We start from the raw sequence: 19,381 nt of genomic DNA, 5'->3' as shown, positions 1-19,381 counted from the left end.
GCCATTTCCACAAGACGCCCGGTGCCCTCGCATCGGGCGTTTTTTTGCGCGCCCGAGAGCGGGGCCTTGGCCATCAGACTGCGACCTAGTGATAATGGCCAACGAAAAGTAGTATATCTACTATCGCTGTTATCATTTTCCCCGAGGTGCTTTCATGTTTCCCTTCGTCGCTCCCGTTCGTGACCTTCGCTTCGTGCTCGAGGAATTGCTCGAATACCGCTCCCTCGACCTGCCCGGCTTCGAGGAAGCCAGCCCCGACCTGGTCGAAGCGGTACTGGAGGAGGCGGCCAGGCTTGCCGGCGAAGTGTGGGCACCGCTCAATGCCAGCGGTGATCGCCAGGGTTGCGTGCGGCGTGAGGATGGTGGCGTGACTCTGCCGGACGGCTTCGCCGAGGCCTACCAGGCATACGCGGAAGGCGGCTGGAACGGCATCGGGGTGTCCCAGGCGCTGGGCGGCCAGGGCCTTCCCGAGGTGGTGGCGAGCAGCGTGCAGGAGATGCTCCACGGCGCCAACATGGCGCTGGGGCTGTGCCCGATGCTCACCGCCGGCGCCATCGAGGCGTTGGCCCACCACGGCAGCGATGCGCTCAAGGCAACCTACCTGCCCAAGCTGGTCGATGGTAGCTGGACCGGCACCATGAACCTCACCGAGCCCCAGGCCGGCTCCGATCTTTCCAAGGTGCGCACACGGGCAATGCCATGCCCTGATGAAGAGGGCGACCGCTACCGCCTGTTCGGCCAGAAGATCTTCATTACCTGGGGTGAGCACGACGCCAGCGAGAACATCATCCACCTGGTGCTGGCGCGCAAGCCCGACGCACCCGAGGGCAACAAGGGCATCTCGCTGTTCCTGGTACCCAAATACCTGGTCAATGCCGATGGCTCGCTGGGGGAGCGCAACGACGTCACCTGCGCCTCCATCGAGCACAAGCTGGGCATCCACGGCTCGCCTACCTGCACCCTGAGCTTCGGTGAGAACGATGGCGCCATCGGCTACCTGGTGGGCGAAGAGGGACGCGGCCTGAACCACATGTTCACCATGATGAACGAAGCACGTCACAAGGTCGGTATCCAGGGCATCGGTGTGGCTGAGCGTGCCTGCCAGCACGCCTTCGCCTATGCGCTGGATCGCGTACAGGGTAGGGCGCGCGGCGCCGAGGCCACCATCAGCGAGCATCTCGACGTGCGCCGCATGCTGCTCTCCATGCGTGCTCGCACCGATGCGCTGCGGGCGCTGGCGCTCTACTGCGCCGCCCAGCTCGACGTGGCGCGCCACGCGGCGGATGCCGCCGAGCGCGACGCGGCCCAGGGCCGGGTCGACGTGCTGATTCCGGTGGTCAAGGCGTTCTCTACCGATCAGGCGGTGGAGATCGCCTCGCTCGGCGTGCAGGTGCACGGTGGCATGGGCTTCATCGAGGAGACCGGCGCCGCTCAGCTGCTGCGCGATGCCCGCATCGCACCGATCTACGAGGGCACCAACGGCATCCAGGCGCTCGACCTGGCCGGGCGCAAGCTCTCCCGCGACGGCGGCGCGGCGCTCGCCGGGCTGATCGATGAGGTCGAGGCCACGGCCGGCGAGCTGCGCGAGAGTGGTGAGCTGGCCGCCCTGGGAGAGAGTCTGACCGCCGGCGCCGCCGATCTGCGAGCCGCCATGGCGCTGGTGCTCGAAGCGAGCCGCGACCCGCAGCGCGGCGCCGACGCCGTGCAGGCCTACGCCACGCCGTTCCTCAGCCTGGCCGGCCACGTGCTGTGCGCCTGGCAGATGGGCCGGGCCGCCCTCAAGGCGCGTGCCGCCGAGGCGGGTGGCAGCAGCGACCCCTTCTATCGCGCCAAGCTGGCCGCGGCGGATTTCGCCCTGCGCCAGTGGTTGCCGGTCGGTCGCGCCAACCGCAGCGTGATCGAGGCCGGCATGGAGAGCCTGGCCGACTATCGGGTCACGCTTTCCTGAGCCGTTACTCCACCGGACGCTACCTCGGCGGCCGGTGGTCAGGACAATACCTATAAGAACGATACTCACTCGGAGCCCACCATGAACGACAGCATCTTCGAACAGGACCTGCCCAAGTCGCAGGCCAACTTCGTGGCGCTATCGCCGCTGACCTTCATCGAGCGCAGCGCTTCCATCTATCCCGACTATCCGGCGGTGATCCACGGCGACATCCGACGCAGCTGGCGCGAGACCTGGAGCCGCTGCCGGCGGCTCGCCTCGGCGCTGGAGAAGCGCGGCATCAAGCCCGGTGAAACGGTGGCCGTCATGCTGCCCAACGTACCGGCCATGTTCGAGGCGCATTTTGGCGTGCCGCTGGCCGGTTGCGTGCTGAATACCCTCAACATTCGCCTCGACGCCGAGGCCATCGCCTACATGCTCGAGCACGGCGAGGCTCAGGCGGTGCTGGTCGACCCGGAGTTCGCCGGGGTAATCGAGGACGCCGTCTCGCGGCTGGCGATCAAGCCGCTGTTGATCGACGTGGACGACGCCCTGTACGAGGGCGAAACACGCCATATCGGTGAGCTGGAGTACGAGGCGCTGCTGGCCGAGGGCGATCCGGAGTACGCCTACCAGCTACCGGAGGATGAGTGGCAGGCGATCTCGCTCAACTACACCTCGGGCACCACCGGCAAGCCCAAGGGGGTGGTCTACCATCATCGCGGCGCCTACCTCAACGCGGTGAGCAACATCCTCGAGTGGGCCATGCCGCATCATCCGGTCTATCTCTGGACCCTGCCGATGTTCCACTGCAACGGCTGGTGCTTCCCCTGGACCATCGCCGCCAATGCCGGCGTCAGCGTTTGCCTGCGCAGGGTCGATCCGAAGAAGATCATGGACCTGATCGTCGACGAGAAGGTCACCCACTTCAGCGGTGCGCCGATCGTACTCAACGGCCTGGTCAACCTGCCGGCGGAGCAGAAGCGTGCTTTCGACCACCCGGTGAAGGTCACCACCGCCGGCGCCGCGCCGCCCGCCTCGGTGATCGCCGGCGTCGAGAAGCTCGGTATCGAAGTGACCCATGTGTACGGTCTCACCGAGGTCTACGGGCCGGTAACGGTGTGCGCCTGGCGCGAGGCGTGGGACGAGCTGCCGCTGGAGGAGCGGGCCAGGATCAAGGCGCGTCAGGGCGTGCGCTATCACATGCTGGAAGCGCTCTGTGTCGCCGACCCCAACACCCTGGAGCCGGTGCCCAAGGACGGTGAGACCATCGGCGAGATCCTGATGCGTGGCAACAACGTGATGAAGGGCTATCTCAAGAACGAGGCCGCCACCGAGCAGGCGCTTGAGGGTGGCTGGTACCACACCGGCGATCTCGCCGTGTGGCACCCTGACGGCTACATCGAGATCAAGGATCGCTCCAAGGACATCATCATCTCCGGTGGCGAGAACATCTCCACCATCGAGGTGGAGGATGCCATCTACTCCCATCCCGCTGTTGAGGAGGCCGCGGTGGTGGCCAAGCCCGACGAGAAGTGGGGCGAGACGCCCTGCGCCTTCGTCAAGCTCAAGGTGGGCTTCGGCGAGGTCACCGAAGCCGACATCATCGAGCACTGTCGCCAGCATCTGGCACGCTTCAAAGTGCCCAAGACGGTGATCTTCACCGAGCTGCCCAAGACCTCTACCGGCAAGATCCAGAAATTCGTCCTGCGCGAAGAAGCGCGCAAGCAGTGAACGGGAGCAAGACAATGACACGACAGGCAATCGGTGTGGTCGGCGCCGGCACCATGGGGCAGGGCATCGCGCAGGTGCTGGTGGCCAGCGGCTTTCCCACGCGGCTCTACGACGTGGCAGATGAGCAGTTGGGTCGGGCTCAGGCCACCATCGACAAGGGCCTTGGCAAGTTGGTGGCCAAGGAGAAGCTCAGCGAGGCCGAAAAGGCCGAGGCCATGGCGCGCCTGGAGACGACCACGTCGCTCGAGGCTCTGCGCGACTGCGAGGTGATCATCGAGGCCGCACCCGAGCAGCCGGCGCTGAAGGAGAAGCTGTTTCGTGACCTGAGCCGGCTGAGTCACGATGCCATTCTGGCCTCGAACACCTCGTCGCTGTCGCTGACCCGGCTTGCTGCGGTGTGCGAGCGTCCGGAGCGGGTGGTGGGCATGCACTTCTTCAATCCGGTGCCGGTGCTCAAGCTGGTCGAGGTGATCCGCGCCGAGCAGACCTCTGATGCCACCGCGGCGCGCATCGAGGAACTGACCCGGCAGCTCGGCAAGACGCCGGTGGCCATCGCCGACTCGCCCGGGTTCGCCGTCAATCGCCTGTTGATCCCGATGATCAACGAGGCCGCCTTCCTATTGCAGGAGGGCGCCGCCAGCGCCGAGGACATCGACCAGTCGATGCAGCTTGGCGCCGCTCACCCGATGGGGCCGCTGGCGCTGGCCGACCTGATCGGGCTGGACGTCTGCCTGGCGATCATGGAGGTGCTGCAGGAGGGCTTCGGCGACCCGAAGTATCGCCCCTGTCCGCTGCTCAGGCGCATGGTGGCAGCCGGCTATCTGGGGCGGAAGAGTGGGCGCGGCTTCCACATATACCAGTAAGCGACGATTCACTACTGCGCTCGACCAAGAAAGGATTGCCGACCAACCAAGCGTTCGCTAGGGTTGGTCGGTATCGTTCTGACTACAAGCAAGGAGCCCCCATGAGCGAGAAGCTGATCGAGATGGTCGACAACGCCGGCGTCGTGCGCCTGACCATCACCCGTCCCAAGGCGCTGAATGCCCTCAACAGCGCCGTGCTCACCGAGCTGGAAGCGCTGCTCACCGAGCTGGAGAAGCGCAGCGACCTGCGCGCCCTGCTGATCACCGGCGCGGGTGAGAAGGCCTTCGTGGCCGGTGCCGACATCACCGAAATGCGCACCAAGACCCCGGAGGAGGCACGTGCCTTCGCCAGCCAGGCCCTGCGTACCATCAAGCGACTGGAAACGTTGCCGGTGCCGGTGGTCGCCCTGGTGAACGGGTTTTGTCTTGGCGGCGGCTGCGAACTGGCGCTGGCCTGCGACTGGGCCGTAGCCAGCGACAACGCCATCTTCGGCCAGCCCGAGGTGCTGCTCGGGGTAATTCCCGGCTTCGGCGGCACCCAGCGCCTGCCGCGTCGGGTAGGACCGGCCATGGCACTGGACCTGGTTACCACTGGGCGCAAGATCGATGCTCAGGAGGCCCTGCGTATCGGCCTGGTCAACCGGGTGATGCCCCAGGCCGAGCTCGAGGCCTATGCCGAGGAACTGACCAAACAGCTCGCCGGCAACGGCCCGCTGGCGGTGCGCAGCGCCAAGCAGGCGGTGCACGATGGCATGGACCAGGACCTCGACAGTGCGTTGGCGCTGGAGACCAGCCTGTTCGCGCTGGGCTTTGCCGGCAGCGAGCAGAAGGAGGGTATGAGCGCCTTCGTCGAGAAGCGCAAGCCCAACTTCTGATTCATCGGCGGTGCGGTAACGAGAGAGCGGCAGCGTAACGACGCTGCCGCTCTCGTTCGTTTACAGCGTGTCGGTTCAGGCCAGCTCGCGGCGTCGCCAGCGAATCATGCCGGTGGCAATGGCGGTACCCGCCAGAGTGATGGCCATGCCCACCAGTACCTGCAGGCTGAGGCGCTCGTCCAGCAGCAGGTAGCCCCACAGCAGGGCGCTCACCGGCACCAGGAAAGTGACCGTCGAGGTGGCGGTGGCGCCGGCGCTGGAGATCAGCCCGAAGTAGAGCAGGAAAGCCAGGGTGGTGCTGAACACGGCCAGGCCCAGGGCGTTGCCCCACGCCAGGCCGCTGATCGGCTCGCTGGGCCACAGCAGCAGCCCGGGGATCAGCAGAATCAGCGCCGACATGGCGGTACTGCCGGCGGCCAGCACCCGCACCGGCAGGTGCGAGAGGTAGGTCTTGGAGTAGTTGGTCGCCACGCCGTAGCAGAAGGTGGCGCCTACGGCGGCCAGAATGAACCAGCCGTCGCCGCCCAGGGCGAAGTCCAGCCGGTTGGCCGACAGCACGTAGACGCCGAAGAAGGCCAGCGCCAGGCCCAGGTACTGCTGCCGCTGTACCGGGGTGGTGAAGAACAGCGCACCGAGCAGGGCGGTGAATATCGGCGTGGTGGCGTTGATCAACGAGGTGAAGCCGGCCTCCAGGCGAATGGTGGCCATGGCCAGCAGCACGAAGGGCAGCACATGGTTGACCAGTCCGAGCAGCAGCAGGCCGCCCTTGTTCTCCCACACCAGCTTGAGATAGCGCAGGCTGAGCAGCAGCGGAAGCAGCAGCAGCGCACCGATGCCCATGCGCACCAGGATGAGCGGTACCGGGCCGAACTCGGGTACCGCCACGCGCATGAAGATGAACGACATGCCCCAAAGCGAAGAGAGCAGAATCAGGCGCAGAGAATCGGCCGGCGTCATGCAACGGTCCTTGGCGTTTTGTGGCTGAATGACGAGCGTAAACGAAACGGCCGGGTGATAGATAGCCTTCTATCCATCAATAAACATGATGATATGCATCAACGATGCCTACTCGTCCGGCCCGCCAACGACGACCCAGCCCTCGGCGTCGACGCTCACCGGCACCGGGTCGAGCGCACAGTCGACGCCAAGCCCGCCGGTGCCTTCGCCGGTGCGGGCGGAGAAGGTGGCATCGTGATTTGTGCAGCGCAGTGACTCGCCATCCTGACTGAGAATGCGCGGGCCGCGCTGGTCGAGTGGCAGGAACTGGTGAGGACAGGCGTTGACATAGCCGAGCAGCGCGTCGCTGAGGCGCACCAGCAGCAGTGGAAAGCTTCCCTTCTCTCCCTGCAGGGTCAGGCTGTGGGTAGAGCCCACCGGCAGCTCGTCGTGTCGAACGAGGCGCGTGCCAAGCGCGGGTGCGCTACGATACTGTTGCCAGGCTTGGGTCATGATGGTGTCCTGAAATGCAAACGGGCCGACATTGTCGCCAATGCCGGCCCGCCTGTCAGTGCCGTGGGTGCTGTCAGTCTTCGAGCTCGATCTCCTTGGCGAGGTGGCGCTCGCCGTCGTACTCGAAATCGATCTCGACCCTTTGCCCCTCTTCGAGATCGTCGAAGCTGCTCAGGCCGTCGTCGTAATCGGTATCGTCATCGGTGTGGAAGACGATGCCCTGAACGGTCAGGGTGCGCGCTTCACGATCCAGCGACTCGATCTCGCCTTCGAGATCGTTGGCATGAGCGGCCGTCGAGAAGGTCAGCAGCAGGGCGGCAGTCAACAAGGCAAGACGTTTCAGCATGGTTCCTCTCCTTGGTCCACTGAGACTAGCATCAATTTAACTTGCGTCATCAGCTTATGCGGGGCGTCTCGCCAAGGCGAGTTAAGAAATGTTCAGCAGAGGAAGCAGCGTGAAAATCTCGAAACTCAACGTTTATCCGGTCAAGTCGCTGGGCGGTATCGGCCTGGAGCAAGCCACGCTGGGGGTACGCGGTCTGGCCTATGACCGTCACTGGATGGTGGTCGATCAGGTGGGGCGCTTCGTCACCCAGCGGCAGCTGCCGGGCATGGCGCGAGTCTCGGTGCGTTTCGAGAGCGACTGGCTGGTGTTGGAACATCCCGAGGCGGAACCGTTGGCCATCGAGCTGGCGCATCGAGACCGGCCGCGGCTGACCGCCTATGTGTGGGACGACGCCTGTCAGGCCTTTGACGAGGGCGCCGAGGCCAGCGACTGGCTGACGGCGGTGCTGGGCGACCTGCGCGGTAGCAGCCTGCGCCTGGTGCGCTTCGACGAGGAGCATCGCCGCCCGGTCGAGTCGCGTTATCTGCAAGGTGAGGAGGCCCATACCGCCTTCGCCGACGGCTATCCGTTCCTCATTGCCTCGCAGGCCTCTCTCGACGCTCTCAATCGGAATCTGGCACAGAAGGGGCTCGCACCGCTGCCCATGAACCGCTTCCGTCCGAACATCGTGCTCGAGGGTGCTCACGGCTTCGCCGAGGATGGCTGGAGCGAGGTGGCCGCTCATGATGGCAGATATCGCTTCGGTCTGCGCAAGCCCTGTCAGCGTTGCAAGATCACCACCGTCGATCAGGCTAGCGGCACCATCGACACTCCCGGTGAGCCGCTGCAAACGTTGATCGAGATGAAGACCCAGCCGCTGCGCCCTGGCGCCTACTTCGGTCAGAACGCCACGCTTCTCGGCGGCGAAGGGGAGAGTCTCGCGGTGGGGGATGAGCTGCAGGTAGGCTAGGGAGCGATAAAAAAGAAGCCCGCTCTTTGAGCGGGCATAAGCAAGGGACTCACGACTGCTGTGCAAGAACCGGCGTGAGTAAATTCAAGGTAGCGCTTTTTCATCAGTGAGAATGTCATCCATTCACTCTCTGTCTTGTAAGAGATTGCCTACAACTTGTGTAGGGAACCGTCTCGGTGCTGCGGTTCGCTGCGGCTGAGAGGGTCCCGTAACGGTACACAAGTCTTGTATACAAATGTTGGCCGGCTATGATGGAGGCCCATTTCGCTTCAGGAGAGCTCCGATGAGTTTTTACGTCTACCTATCCGGTGAGATCCATACCGACTGGCGTGATGAGATCGAGTGCGGCGCCAAGGCTGCCGGGCTGGACATCGTGTTCACCGCTCCCGTTACCGACCATGACGCCAGCGATGCCGCAGGCGACCACCTGGGACGCGAAAGCGATGCCTTCTGGCGCGACCACAAGTCGGCCAAGGTCAATGCCATTCGTACCAAGACGCTGATCGAGCAGAGCGACCTGGTGGTGGTGCGCTTCGGCGACAAGTACAAGCAGTGGAATGCGGCCTTCGATGCCGGCTATTGCGCCGCTCTGGGCAAGCCGTACGTGACCCTTCACGGCGAGGAGATCGTCCACCCGCTCAAGGAGGTCGATGCCGCCGCCATGGCTTGGGCAACAACCACCGAGCAGGTAGTCGAGATCCTGCGCTATGTGATTCGTGGCTGAGGCTTGGCCAGCCGCGATTTTTTACGGCTTTTTTAGGTAGGGCTGTGCTTTCATGCCGTCATGCTCGATGAGGAGGTGATGGCTGAATGCGTACCGCCGTATACGGTGTAAACGGGGTCGGCGTCAGGCTCAGGTACCACTGGCGTAGCTGGTCGCCCGTGCTCAAGGTCATGTCGGTGCTGTGGACGGTGCTGGCCGTCTTCATGACCGTTCCTTGGCTGGTGCTGGTCGTCGAGCGCGACCCCGACGCCCGCGCCTTCGGCCTCTCGATCATGTTGGTGATGGTGGCCGTGGCGCTGGTGTGGTTGTCCACGGTTCGCACGCGGATCGAGCTCAAGCCCTGGCAGATGTTCGTCGTCACCACCTTCAGCTGGATCAGCGTCAGCGGCTTTGCCAGCCTGCCGCTGGTGCTGGGCGCGCCGCAGCTCAACTTCACCAATGCCGTGTTCGAGTCGGTATCGGCCATTACCACCACCGGCTCCACCATCCTGGTCGGCATCGAAAATCTTTCCGATGGGCTGAAGCTGTGGCGGGGCATCATGCAGTGGCTGGGCGGTATCGGCATCATCGTCATGGGTATCGCCATCCTGCCCTTCCTCAAGGTGGGCGGCATGCGCCTGTTCCATACCGAGTCGTCGGACTGGTCGGACAAGGTCATGCCGCGCACGGGTGGCATTGCCAAGGCCACCCTGGGCATCTATTGCGGTTTTACCTTGATCGCGATGCTGGCCTACTGGGCGGGTGGCATGACGCTGCTGGATGCTGCGGTGCATGCCATGACGTCCTTGGCCACCGGGGGCTTCGCCAATTCCGATGCCTCGTTCGGCGCCTACGCCGAGCAGCCCCATTTGCTGTGGATGGGGTCGCTGTTCATGCTGACGGGTGCGCTGCCTTTCGTGCTCTATATCCGTACGCTGCGCGGCTCGAGCATGGCGCTGTGGCGTGACCAGCAGGTGCAGGGGCTGCTGTTCCTGTTGGCGCTGGTCATCCTGGGCCTCTCGCTGTGGCGGATCTGGCACGGTACGGCGCCGTTCGAGGCGCTGACTCATGTCACCTTCAACGTCATTTCGGTGGTCACCACCACCGGCTATGCCTCCGACGACTACAGCGCCTGGGGGCCGCTGGCCTACGTGGCGTTCTTTTATCTGACCTTCGTCGGCGGTTGCAGCGGCTCCACGAGCGGCGGCATGAAGATCTTCCGCTTTCAGGTGGCCACCATCCTGCTGCGCAACCAACTGCGTTTTCTGGTCCACTCCCAGGGCGTCTTCGCCTCGCGTTACAACGGCCAGCCGCTCACCGACGACATCACCCGGGGCGTGGTGGCGTTCTCGTTCTTCTTCTTCCTGACCATCGCCGGTTTGGCCCTGGGGCTTGCGCTGATGGGGCTGGATTTCACCACGGCGCTTTCGGGAGCCGCTACCGCAGTAGCCAACGTGGGCCCGGGGATGGGCGACATCATCGGACCGGCGGGCAATTTCGCACCGCTGCCGGATGCGGCGAAATGGCTGCTGTGCGTCGGCATGCTGCTAGGACGGCTGGAGATCCTGACCGTACTGGTACTGCTGACGCCGATGTTCTGGCGCAAGTGAGGGGGAACGATGTCAGCGTCACCACCGCCACAGGAAGCGCTCTCACTCGACCCGGCCAACCCGGTGCGGCCGCAACTGCTGGTCGCCCTGGGCGGGCGCAGCGAGGAAGATGCCGCGCTGGTGCGGGCAGCGCATCGTCACGCCCAGCGCGAAGGTATCGCCTGGCGGGCGGTGCATGTCGATAACGGTCGTGCAGGCGTCAGGCAGCGTCTGGCGCTGGATCAAACCCTGGCGCTGGTGAGCCGGCTGGGCGGTGAGGTGCGCATTCTGCAGGGAGCAGGACGGGCCCGGGAGCTGCATGAGTATGCAGTGGAGCAGGGTGTTGCCACGCTGATGGTCGGCCGCACACGCCCTTCGGGGTGGCGCCTCTGGCGTCGACCGCTGGCGGAGCGATTGCTGCATCATGGTGGCGCCTACGACCTGGTGGTCGTCGCCGAAGCCCGGCCACGCCCTCGGTTCCGCCATGTGCCTGGCTGGCGTTCGTTGGGTTGGCGCGAGGTCGGGGTCGTGGCTGGCTGTTTCCTCGGCGCCGTGGCCATGGCCTGGGCCCTGGAATACTGGCTGGAACTGGCCAACCTGTCGTTGATCTTTCTTGCCGCGGTACTGGCCAGCGCCGCTCTGGCGGGTACGCGTGCCGCCATGATTTCCGCCGTATTGGGGTTCCTCGCCTTCAATTTCCTGTTCACTCGGCCGCGTTTTTCTCTGGCGATGGTAGAGCGCGAGCAGCTGCTGACCGTCATCTTCTTCCTGCTGGTGGCGGTGGTGGTCGGCCAGCTCGCCGGCAGCGCGCGGCAGCGTCTCATGGCGCTGCGCAGCAGTCGTGAACAGACCCATCGACTGCTCACTTTTTCCCGCGCGCTCTCCGTTGCCACCGACCGGGAGCAGGTGCGTGACGCGGGCGTCACGACGCTGGAGCGTTGGCTGGGGGTGCCGGTCGCTTTCCTCGACGAGGATGAGGCGGGCGCCGGACTGTCACTGCGCTATGCGTTACCGGCGAACGTCAGGTTGAGCCCCGCAGAGGAAGCTGCCGCCGCATGGAGCTGGCAGCATCGCAAACCGAGCGGTGCCGGCACGGCGACACAGCCGGGGCTGCGCTGGCGCTTCATTCCGCTCGTCGAACAGCAGCGGGTGTTGGGTATCCTGGGGCTGGAACTCGCCGTGCGCGAGCGCCCCCTGGGGCCCGATCAGGAGACGATGATCGTTACCTTGACCCGCCAACTCGGCATGGCTCTGGAGCGTACGCGGCTGGTGGCCGAGCTGGGTGCCTCCCGCCTCTCGGAAGAGAACGAACGCCTGCGCTCGGCGCTGCTTTCATCGGTATCCCACGACCTGCGTACGCCGCTCGCTTCGATCATCGGTTCGGCAAGCTCGCTCAGAGAACTGGAGCCACAGCTCAGCCGCACCGACCGGCGTGAGTTGCTCGACGGCATCCTGGCCGAGAGTGAACGCCTCAACCGCTATATCCAGAACCTGCTCGACATGACGCGCCTCGGTCATGGCGGCCTCAAGCTCGAGCGCGACTGGGTTTCGCTCGACGACCTCGTCACCGCGGCGCTGAGGCGTCTTGGCAAGGCGCTGGAAGGCGTGCAAGTGGAGCGCGACGGGGCGGCTGGGCTGCCGTTGCTCTATGTACATCCCGCTCTGATCGAGCAGGCCTTGGTCAACGTCATCGACAACGCCATACGTTTTTCCCCCGCTAACGGTCGGGTGGGAATTCTCGCCGGTCTCGATGGCGCAGGCAGTCGACTGGAAATTCGCATCACCGACGAGGGGCCCGGCATTCCGCCGGAGCAGCGCGAGGAAGTTTTCGACATGTTCTTCACCGGTGGCGAAGGTGACAGGGGGCGTCACGGCAGCGGGCTGGGTTTGGCCATCTGCCGTGGCATGCTGGGTGCCCATGGCGGCAGCGTCGAAGCGCTGCCCGGCCCCGATGGACGGGGCACCGCCATCGTCATGCGACTGCCGCTGGCCATTCCCGAGGAGGCGGGCACCGATGACGACTGAACGCTCGCGCATACTCATCGTCGATGACGAGCCGCAGATTCGCCGCTTTCTGCGCATCAGCCTGCTGTCCCAGGGGTTCGACGTCAGCGAGGCGTGCTCGGGGCGAGAAGGGCTCGAGCTTGCCGACACTCAGCGACCCGACCTGGTGTTGCTGGATCTCGGGCTGCCGGACATGGACGGACAGCGTGTGCTCGACGAGCTGCGCAGAACGAGCCAGGTACCGGTCATCGTGGTATCGGTGCGGGAGCAGGAGGCGGAAAAGGTGCGTGCACTCGACTCGGGGGCCAACGACTACGTCACCAAGCCTTTTGGCATCCAGGAACTGCTGGCACGGATTCGTGGGCTATTGAGGCGCCAGAACGTGACGGGGAGCGGCTTCGGTACGCTACGCCTGGGGCGCGCGGGGCTCGAGATCGACCTGGGGGCGCGCCGCGTGACCCTGGAGGGCAACGCCGTTCACCTCACCCCCAAGGAGTACGCCGTGCTCGACCAGTTGGCACGCCATGCCGGCCGGGTGGTAAGCCAGACTCAGCTGCTGCGCCACGTCTGGGGCCCCACTCACACTCACGATACCCACTATCTGCGCATCGTCATCAGCAAGCTGCGTCACAAGCTGGGTGACGACCCTCATGCGCCCCTGTTACTGCAGACCGAGGCCGGCATCGGCTATCGCCTGCTGGTCGATCCACTGGAAGAGTCTTGAGGCATGCCGCAAGGAGCTGTGAGATGAAGATCATCATCCTGGGGGCCGGCCAGGTCGGCGGCACGCTGGCCGAGCACCTGGCCCGCGAGGAGAACGACATCACGGTGGTGGACACCGACGGCGAACGGCTGCGCGAGCTGCACACCCGGCTCGACATCCGCACCGTGACCGGCCCCGGCTCCTACCCGGTGGTGCTGCGTCAGGCCGGCTGCGAAGACGCCGACATGCTGATCGCGGTGACCAGCCAGGACGAAGTCAACATGATCGCCTGCCAGGTCGCCCACACCCTGTTTCGCACCCCCACCAAGATCGCCCGGGTGCGCGCCACCGCCTACCTGACCCGCAAGGGGCTGTTCGCCCACGAGGCGGTACCCATCGACGTGCTGATCAGTCCCGAGCAGGTGGTCACCGACCACATTCGGCGTTTGATCGAACACCCCGGCGCCCTGCAGGTGCTGGAGTTCGCCGGCGGCCTGGTACAGCTGGTGGCGGTCAAGGCCTACTACGGCGGCCCGCTGGTGGGTCAGGACCTCGGCTTCCTGCGCCGCCACATGCCCAGCGTCGACACCCGGGTGGCGGCCATCTACCGCCGCAACCGGCCAATCATCCCCCGCGGCGACACCGTGATCGAGGCCGACGACGAGGTCTTCTTCATCGCCGCCCGGCGCGACATCCGCGCGGTGATGAGCGAGCTTCGCCGGGTCGACCGCGACTTCCGCCGGGTGGTGATCGCCGGTGGTGGCAACATCGGCGAGCGTCTCGCCGAGCACCTCGAGCACAGCCACCAGGTCAAGATCATCGAACACGGCCTGGAGCGCTGCACGGTACTCTCCGAACGCCTCAACCGCACCGTGGTACTGCACGGCAGCGCCACCAACAAGCGCCTGCTGGAAGAGGAGAACATCGAGGAGTGCGACATCTTCTGTGCGCTGACCAACGACGACGAGGTCAACATCATGTCGTCGATGCTGGCCAAGCGCATGGGCGCCAAGAAGGTGCTGACGCTGATCAACAACGCCGCCTACGTCGACCTGGTGCAGGGCGGCGAGATCGACATCGCCATCTCGCCGCAGCAGGCCACCATCGGCAGCCTGCTGACCCACGTGCGCCGCGGCGACATCGTCAACGTGCACTCGCTGCGCCGCGGCGCCGCCGAAGCCATCGAGGCCATCGCCCACGGCGACACCCAGTCGTCCAAGGTGGTGGGTCGTGCCATCGGCGAGATCGACCTGCCTCGCGGCACCACCATCGGCGCCATCGTGCGCGGCAAGGAGGTGCTGATCGCTCATGACGACGTGGTGGTGGAGTCCGGCGACCACCTGATCCTGTTCGTGATCGACAAGCGCCGCATCCGCGATGTCGAGCGGCTGTTCCAGGTCGGGCTGACGTTCTTCTGATCGGCTTGGAGGAAGGCGCCGGACGTGCCGGCGCCCGTCAGCTTTACAGCGTCATGAACGGCATCGGCTCCTGATCGGTGAACTGGTAGACGTCCCAGTCGCCGCGCTTGGGTCCGGGCATGCCGGGGGTGCCGATGGGCATGCCGGCCAGTCCTATGCCGCCGATCCTCGGGCGCTCCTGGAACAGTCGCTCCACGGCTTCGAAGGGCACGTGGCCCTCGATGGCGTAGTCACCCATCAGCGTGGTGTGGCAGGAGCCCAGGCCGAAGGGCAGGCCGACCTGCTGCTTGATCTTGCCGACTTCCACGTCGTCGATGATGGTGACCGAGACGCCTTTCTCTTCCAGTTGGCGGTCATATTCGTGACAGCAGCCGCACTCGGGGTTCATGTAGAGGGTTGCTTCAGCGGGCAGTGCGGCGTGTGCGGCGCCGACGGCGCCCAGCAGCAGGCTGGCGGAAAGCAGGAGGGATGGGGTACGACGGTTCATGAGCTTGCTCCCGTGGTGGGCTTGGACGAGGTGAACAGGTACTTGAGCAGGGCGGCAATGCCGAGACCCAGCAGAGCGAGGAAGGCCAGCGGCATCAGCCACCCCAGCCAGCTCATGTGGCCCATCAGGGCGAGGCAGTTGGTCATCATGGTGGCGCTCCTTATCAGTTGGCCAGCCAGGTCACGCCGTTCGGACCCTGCCCGGTGGCATGAGTGGCGACGATGTCGCCGCTTGTCAGGTCGATGATTGCCAGCGAGTCGTCGAACAAGCTGGTGACGAAGGCGAAGCGGCCGTTGGCGTCGATGCTGATGCCGTGGGCACCGGCACCGACCTCATGGGTGGCAACGACCTGCTGGGTGCGGGTGTCGATGACCGAGACGCGATTGTCGGGCTCCTCGCTCGTGCCTTCATTGGCCACCAGCATGAGCCGGCTGTCTGGAGTGCCGTAGACCTGGATCGGCAGCCGATTGACCTCGACCGTGGCGGTGACTTCCCGCGTGGTGGTGTCGATCACCGCCACTCGGTTCTCGTCACGCAGCGAGACGTAGAGCTGGGCGCCGTCGGCGGTAAAGCCCACCTGTACGGGGGTTGCCCCCACGGGGATGCGCGCTACTTCCTCGCGGGCTGCCACGTCGATCACCGAGACGCTGCCATCCATCACGTTGGCCACGTAGAGTTCGCTCCCGTCGGGGCTCAGACGCAGGCCGTGGGGGTACTCTCCGGTGGCGATGGTGGCGACCACTTCCCGGGCGGTCAGATCGATCACCGACACGCTGGCATCGCCGGCATTGGTCACGAAGGCGAACTGACCGCTCTGATCGCTCACCACGTGTGCCGGGTGGCTGCCCACCGGAATGACGGCGAGCGGTGTGCCATCGAAGTCGAGGGCATCGAACACCTTCAGCTTGCCTGGCTCGTCGCCATGGGCATGTGTGTGACCGTCGCCGCCATGAGCGTGTCCGGCGCGCTCCCCGACGGCCATCAGGTAGCGTCCGTCGGCGCTGACCTGAACGTTGTGCGGTGCAATGGCGATGTCATGTGTGGTCGTGGTGCCTTCGTCCAGTTGGATATGAGTCAGCGAGGCGCCATGCTCGTTGGCGGTGAACACCTGGCCGTGAGGCATCTGACCGGCCAGGCTGACGGTGCTGGCAAGCGTCAGACCGACTGCGAGCAGCCAGCCGAAGGCAGGGTGGAACCGCGTGGCCAGGTGTGTGTGGGAAATGGCAGCGGTGACGGGGCGAGGAGCAAGGGTGCCTTTGCGAAAAAGGGTCATGATGAAACTCCTGATCTACGAAATCGTGTACGGCTCGGAATGGCCAGGCGGCGAGGCCGCCGATGTCGATCAGGCTCTAGGAGGGCGCTGCGGGGGCAACGAGGAGTGGGGCATGAAGGCCGCGTCGGGCGTGGCCGTTTGCTCGGCGGGCCCGGTGAGAGCCAGCCGCGTGCGGGGTATAACTGCGGTGCAGGTGCCGCAGTTGTGTTCTTCGCTGTCGTTTGCTTCATGAAGCTGTTCGACGGCGATGCAGTCGACCGAGTCGGCCTGTATGGCGGCGTGCGTCGTGAGGCTGCTCATCGCCACCAGCAACGCGAGCAGCAGCGCCAGCAAGCGCAGGATGCGTCGATGTTGCAGGTTAGAAGGGGCGAATCGCGTCATGGTGTTGCCTCACGGTGCTTGGTCTCATCCTAAGGCGAGACGAGTTGCGCTGCATTGACCCAGCGCAACTCATCACCGTCACTTATCGCGATGCCGATGGCCATGGCCATGACGGTGCATCAGGAAGTGCATGCCCAGGCATAGCAGCATGGGCAGCAGCAGCCAGGCGCCGCCAGCGGTTTGTCCGCGCCACATGACCAGGACGAAGGCGCCGCCCATCAGGATCAGGCAGAGGGGCATCAGCCAGGCGTGCAAACCGCCTGAAGACGAGCCTCGGGATTCATCCGTCGAGCCGCGGTCCTGATGGGATTCCTGCGGCCGGGGGTCGGGAAGGGCGTTCATGAGGCATCTCCTCGGGGTTGTAGGCGGGCATAACGGCGCTTGAGCAGCAGCGAATTGCCGATCACCGACAGCGAGCTGGCGGTCATGGCGATGACGCCGATCATCGGGTGCAGCAGACCGGCGGCGGCCATGGGAATCGCTGCCACGTTATAGCCGCTGGCCCACAGCAGGTTCTGCACGATCTTGCTGAAGGTGGCGCGACTGAGATGCATCGCCTCAACCACGCCGGTGAGCTCGCCGCGTACCAGGGTCACGTCGGCGGCCTCGATGGCCACGTCGGCGCCGGCGCCGATGGCGATACCGACGTTGGCCTGCTTGAGGGCGGCGGCATCGTTGATACCGTCACCCACCATGGCCACGTGGGGGCCGTGCTTCTCCTGCAGCTTGCGAATGGCCTCGACCTTGCCTTCGGGCAGCACGCCGGCCTGGACCTCGTCGATGCCGACCTCGGCGGCCACCGCCCGGGCGGCGCGCTCGTTGTCGCCGGTGATCATTACCACGTGCAGGCCGAGCGCGTGCATCCCGCGAATGGCCTCGACTGACTCGCCCTTGAGCGTATCGGCGACTGCCAGGACACCTCGGACACGGCCCTCGGCGGCGACGATGACGGCGGTACGCCCCTTGCCTTCGAGCTCATGCATGGCCGCGTCCAGCGCTTCCAGCCCTGTGATGCCCTCCTCCTCGAGCAGCCGGCGGTTGCCGATCAACACCTGCTTGTCTTCGACTCTGCCGGAGACGCCGCGGGCGCCAGTGGAGCGAAACTCGCTGACCTCGCCGGGCTTGATGCCGCGCTCGACGGAGCCGTCGACGATGGCGCGAGCGATGGGGTGCTCCGAGGCGTTCTCGACGCTTGCCGCCAGTCTCAGCAGCTCTTTCTCTTCGACTCCTTCCGCCGTGACCACCTCAGTGAGCTTCGGCTCGCCGCGGGTGATGGTGCCGGTCTTGTCGAGCACCATGACCTTGATGTCCTTGAAGGTCTGGATCGCCTCGCCGGAACGGATCAGGATGCCGCGCTCGGCGCCGATGCCGGAGCCGACCATCAGGGCCGTCGGCGTTGCCAGACCCAGCGCGCAGGGACAGGCGATGACCAGCACGGCGATGGCGGCAATGAGTGCCAGCACCGGTGTACTGGCTTCCGGGTTCACCCAGGGCAGGAAGTTCGCGCCCCAGTCGAGGATTGGGCGCAAGACGTCGGGAAGCAGCAGCCAGGCGACCAGGCTGGCCAGCGAGATCAGCAGCACCGCCGGCACGAAGCGGCCGGTCATGCGGTCGGCGAACTCCTGGATCGGCACCCGCGAGCCCTGGGCCTGATCGATCAGGCGTACCACCTGGGAGAGGAAGGTATCGCCACCGACCTTGGTGGCCCTCACTCGCAGCCGCCCCTCCTTGTTGATGGTGGCGCCGATCACGCTGTCGCCGACGCTCTTGTAGACGGGGATCGATTCGCCGGTGGCGATGGATTCGTCGAGGTGGCTCTCGCCCTCGATCACCTCGCCGTCGGTGGGAATCTTGTCGCCGGGGCGCACGACCATGATGTCGCCGGGCTCGAGCTCCTTCACCGGCACTTCGACCTCTTCGCCACCGCGTTCCACTCGAGCGGTCTTGGCGCCGAGGGTCAGCAGGCGACGAATGGCTTGCGAAGCGCGCCCCTTGGCCAGGGCCTCGAGATAACGACCCAGTAGATGGAAGGTCATGATGGTGGCGGCCATCTCGACGAAGGAGGTCATCGGGTAGACGAAGCCGACCAGACCGATCAAGTAGGGCGGTAGGCTGCCCATGGAGATCAGCACGTCCATGTTGAAGGTGCCGTTCTTCAGCGAGCGCCAGCTCGAGCGATGGGTGGCCGCACCGCCATGGAGAAACACCACCGGAAAGGCGAGCAGCACGACGATGGCCAGGTAGCCGGGAATCGGCTGCCAGAACATGTGTGGCATCATCAGGATCATGATCAGCGTGGTGGGCACGCCGGCGATCCACAGCCGCTTGCGGGCCTGACGCAGGTAGTCTTCCTCGATGACGGCATCTGCCTCGCCATCCGCCTCGGCTTCGCCGCTTACCGCCGCGACGTCATAGCCGGCCCCCTCCACCGCCTGCTTCAAGGCATCGGCGTCGGGGCCGCCCTGCGCGACGCCGACGCTGACTCGGTGGCTGGCGATATTGGTCTGGATTTCGCCGACGCCATCGAGACGCTGGAGCGTCGTGCGTACGATACCGGCACAGTGGTCGCTGCCCATGCCGGGCACTGTCAGGGTGATCCGTTTCGTCGCTGTGGTCATCGCATGCTCCCTCGCGCCGTGTTCCCGGGCGGCCGTGGCCGGCCGCCCGATACCAGGCGGCT

19 protein-coding genes are annotated in these 19,381 nt (G+C 65.3%); 10 read left to right on the top strand and 9 right to left on the bottom strand.

Going from position 1 to position 19,381, the window contains the following annotated elements:
- Positions 1–154: 154 nt before the first annotated feature.
- The 4 genes from HOP53_RS08070 (at position 155) to HOP53_RS08055 (ending at position 5,399) form a co-directional block, all read left to right on the top strand.
- Positions 155–1,948, top strand: a complete 1,794-nt coding sequence (locus tag HOP53_RS08070) for an acyl-CoA dehydrogenase (protein ID WP_234269534.1) — start codon at positions 155–157, stop codon at positions 1,946–1,948.
- Positions 1,949–2,029: 81 nt separating this feature from the next.
- Positions 2,030–3,661 carry an acyl-CoA synthetase gene (locus tag HOP53_RS08065; RefSeq protein WP_234269533.1) on the top strand — a complete coding sequence of 544 codons (1,632 nt, stop codon included), beginning with the start codon at positions 2,030–2,032 and terminating at the stop codon, positions 3,659–3,661.
- Positions 3,662–3,675: 14 nt separating this feature from the next.
- Positions 3,676–4,524 (top strand): 3-hydroxybutyryl-CoA dehydrogenase, encoded by an 849-nt coding sequence (locus HOP53_RS08060; RefSeq protein ID WP_234269532.1) that lies wholly within the window; start codon positions 3,676–3,678, stop codon positions 4,522–4,524.
- A 101-nt stretch (positions 4,525–4,625) separates the two neighbouring features.
- Positions 4,626–5,399, top strand: a complete 774-nt coding sequence (locus HOP53_RS08055) for an enoyl-CoA hydratase-related protein (RefSeq protein WP_234269531.1) — start codon at positions 4,626–4,628, stop codon at positions 5,397–5,399.
- Positions 5,400–5,474: 75 nt separating this feature from the next.
- Here the strand turns inward: HOP53_RS08055 and HOP53_RS08050 are convergent, their stop codons facing one another.
- From HOP53_RS08050 to HOP53_RS08040, 3 genes are all read right to left on the bottom strand, one after another.
- Entirely contained in the window at positions 5,475–6,356 is an 882-nt protein-coding gene (locus HOP53_RS08050; protein ID WP_234269530.1) for a DMT family transporter, read from the bottom strand.
- 108 nt (positions 6,357–6,464) lie between these two features.
- Positions 6,465–6,848, bottom strand: coding sequence for a Rieske (2Fe-2S) protein (locus tag HOP53_RS08045; RefSeq protein WP_234269529.1), 384 nt, complete (start codon positions 6,846–6,848; stop codon positions 6,465–6,467).
- A gap of 73 nt (positions 6,849–6,921) precedes the next feature.
- The gene (locus tag HOP53_RS08040; RefSeq protein ID WP_234244996.1) at positions 6,922–7,194 is read right to left on the bottom strand and encodes a DUF5666 domain-containing protein; all 273 of its coding nucleotides are present in this window, start codon (positions 7,192–7,194) and stop codon (positions 6,922–6,924) included.
- A gap of 109 nt (positions 7,195–7,303) precedes the next feature.
- Between HOP53_RS08040 and HOP53_RS08035 the strand changes: the two genes are divergently transcribed.
- The 6 genes from HOP53_RS08035 (at position 7,304) to trkA (ending at position 14,560) form a co-directional block, all read left to right on the top strand.
- Positions 7,304–8,143 carry an MOSC domain-containing protein gene (locus HOP53_RS08035; RefSeq protein ID WP_234269528.1) on the top strand — a complete coding sequence of 280 codons (840 nt, stop codon included), beginning with the start codon at positions 7,304–7,306 and terminating at the stop codon, positions 8,141–8,143.
- A gap of 283 nt (positions 8,144–8,426) precedes the next feature.
- On the top strand, positions 8,427–8,867 hold the full coding sequence (locus HOP53_RS08030; RefSeq protein ID WP_234269527.1) for a YtoQ family protein: 441 nt from the start codon (positions 8,427–8,429) through the stop codon (positions 8,865–8,867).
- 86 nt (positions 8,868–8,953) lie between these two features.
- Positions 8,954–10,456 (top strand): TrkH family potassium uptake protein, encoded by a 1,503-nt coding sequence (gene trkI / locus HOP53_RS08025; RefSeq protein ID WP_234269526.1) that lies wholly within the window; start codon positions 8,954–8,956, stop codon positions 10,454–10,456.
- A gap of 9 nt (positions 10,457–10,465) precedes the next feature.
- Entirely contained in the window at positions 10,466–12,460 is a 1,995-nt protein-coding gene (locus HOP53_RS08020; protein WP_234269525.1) for an ATP-binding protein, read from the top strand.
- On the top strand, positions 12,450–13,163 hold the full coding sequence (locus tag HOP53_RS08015; RefSeq protein WP_234269524.1) for a response regulator transcription factor: 714 nt from the start codon (positions 12,450–12,452) through the stop codon (positions 13,161–13,163). Before HOP53_RS08020 ends, HOP53_RS08015 begins: the two co-directional genes overlap by 11 nt.
- A 23-nt stretch (positions 13,164–13,186) precedes the next feature.
- Positions 13,187–14,560: a Trk system potassium transporter TrkA gene (trkA, locus tag HOP53_RS08010; RefSeq protein ID WP_234269523.1), complete on the top strand. Its 1,374-nt coding sequence runs from the start codon at positions 13,187–13,189 to the stop codon at positions 14,558–14,560.
- A 43-nt stretch (positions 14,561–14,603) separates the two neighbouring features.
- Here the strand turns inward: trkA and HOP53_RS08005 are convergent, their stop codons facing one another.
- From HOP53_RS08005 to HOP53_RS07980, 6 genes are all read right to left on the bottom strand, one after another.
- Positions 14,604–15,047 carry a DUF411 domain-containing protein gene (locus tag HOP53_RS08005; RefSeq protein WP_234269522.1) on the bottom strand — a complete coding sequence of 148 codons (444 nt, stop codon included), beginning with the start codon at positions 15,045–15,047 and terminating at the stop codon, positions 14,604–14,606.
- The gene (locus HOP53_RS08000) at positions 15,044–15,196 is read right to left on the bottom strand and encodes a hypothetical protein (protein WP_234244989.1); all 153 of its coding nucleotides are present in this window, start codon (positions 15,194–15,196) and stop codon (positions 15,044–15,046) included. Before HOP53_RS08000 ends, HOP53_RS08005 begins: the two co-directional genes overlap by 4 nt.
- A 14-nt stretch (positions 15,197–15,210) precedes the next feature.
- Positions 15,211–16,320: a YncE family protein gene (locus tag HOP53_RS07995; protein ID WP_234269521.1), complete on the bottom strand. Its 1,110-nt coding sequence runs from the start codon at positions 16,318–16,320 to the stop codon at positions 15,211–15,213.
- Positions 16,321–16,389: 69 nt separating this feature from the next.
- Positions 16,390–16,701: a hypothetical protein gene (locus HOP53_RS07990; RefSeq protein WP_234238362.1), complete on the bottom strand. Its 312-nt coding sequence runs from the start codon at positions 16,699–16,701 to the stop codon at positions 16,390–16,392.
- 78 nt (positions 16,702–16,779) lie between these two features.
- Complete coding sequence (locus HOP53_RS07985) at positions 16,780–17,043, bottom strand: DUF2933 domain-containing protein (protein WP_103970527.1); 264 nt, start codon at positions 17,041–17,043, stop codon at positions 16,780–16,782.
- Complete coding sequence (locus HOP53_RS07980; RefSeq protein WP_234269520.1) at positions 17,040–19,319, bottom strand: heavy metal translocating P-type ATPase; 2,280 nt, start codon at positions 19,317–19,319, stop codon at positions 17,040–17,042. Before HOP53_RS07980 ends, HOP53_RS07985 begins: the two co-directional genes overlap by 4 nt.
- Between the last annotated feature and the right edge of the window lie 62 nt (positions 19,320–19,381).

The organism is Billgrantia ethanolica, from assembly GCF_021404305.1.
Classification (GTDB): domain Bacteria; phylum Pseudomonadota; class Gammaproteobacteria; order Pseudomonadales; family Halomonadaceae; genus Halomonas; species Halomonas ethanolica.
Note: the sequence above shows the minus strand (reverse complement) of the source record. Positions and strands in the feature narration are given on the sequence as shown.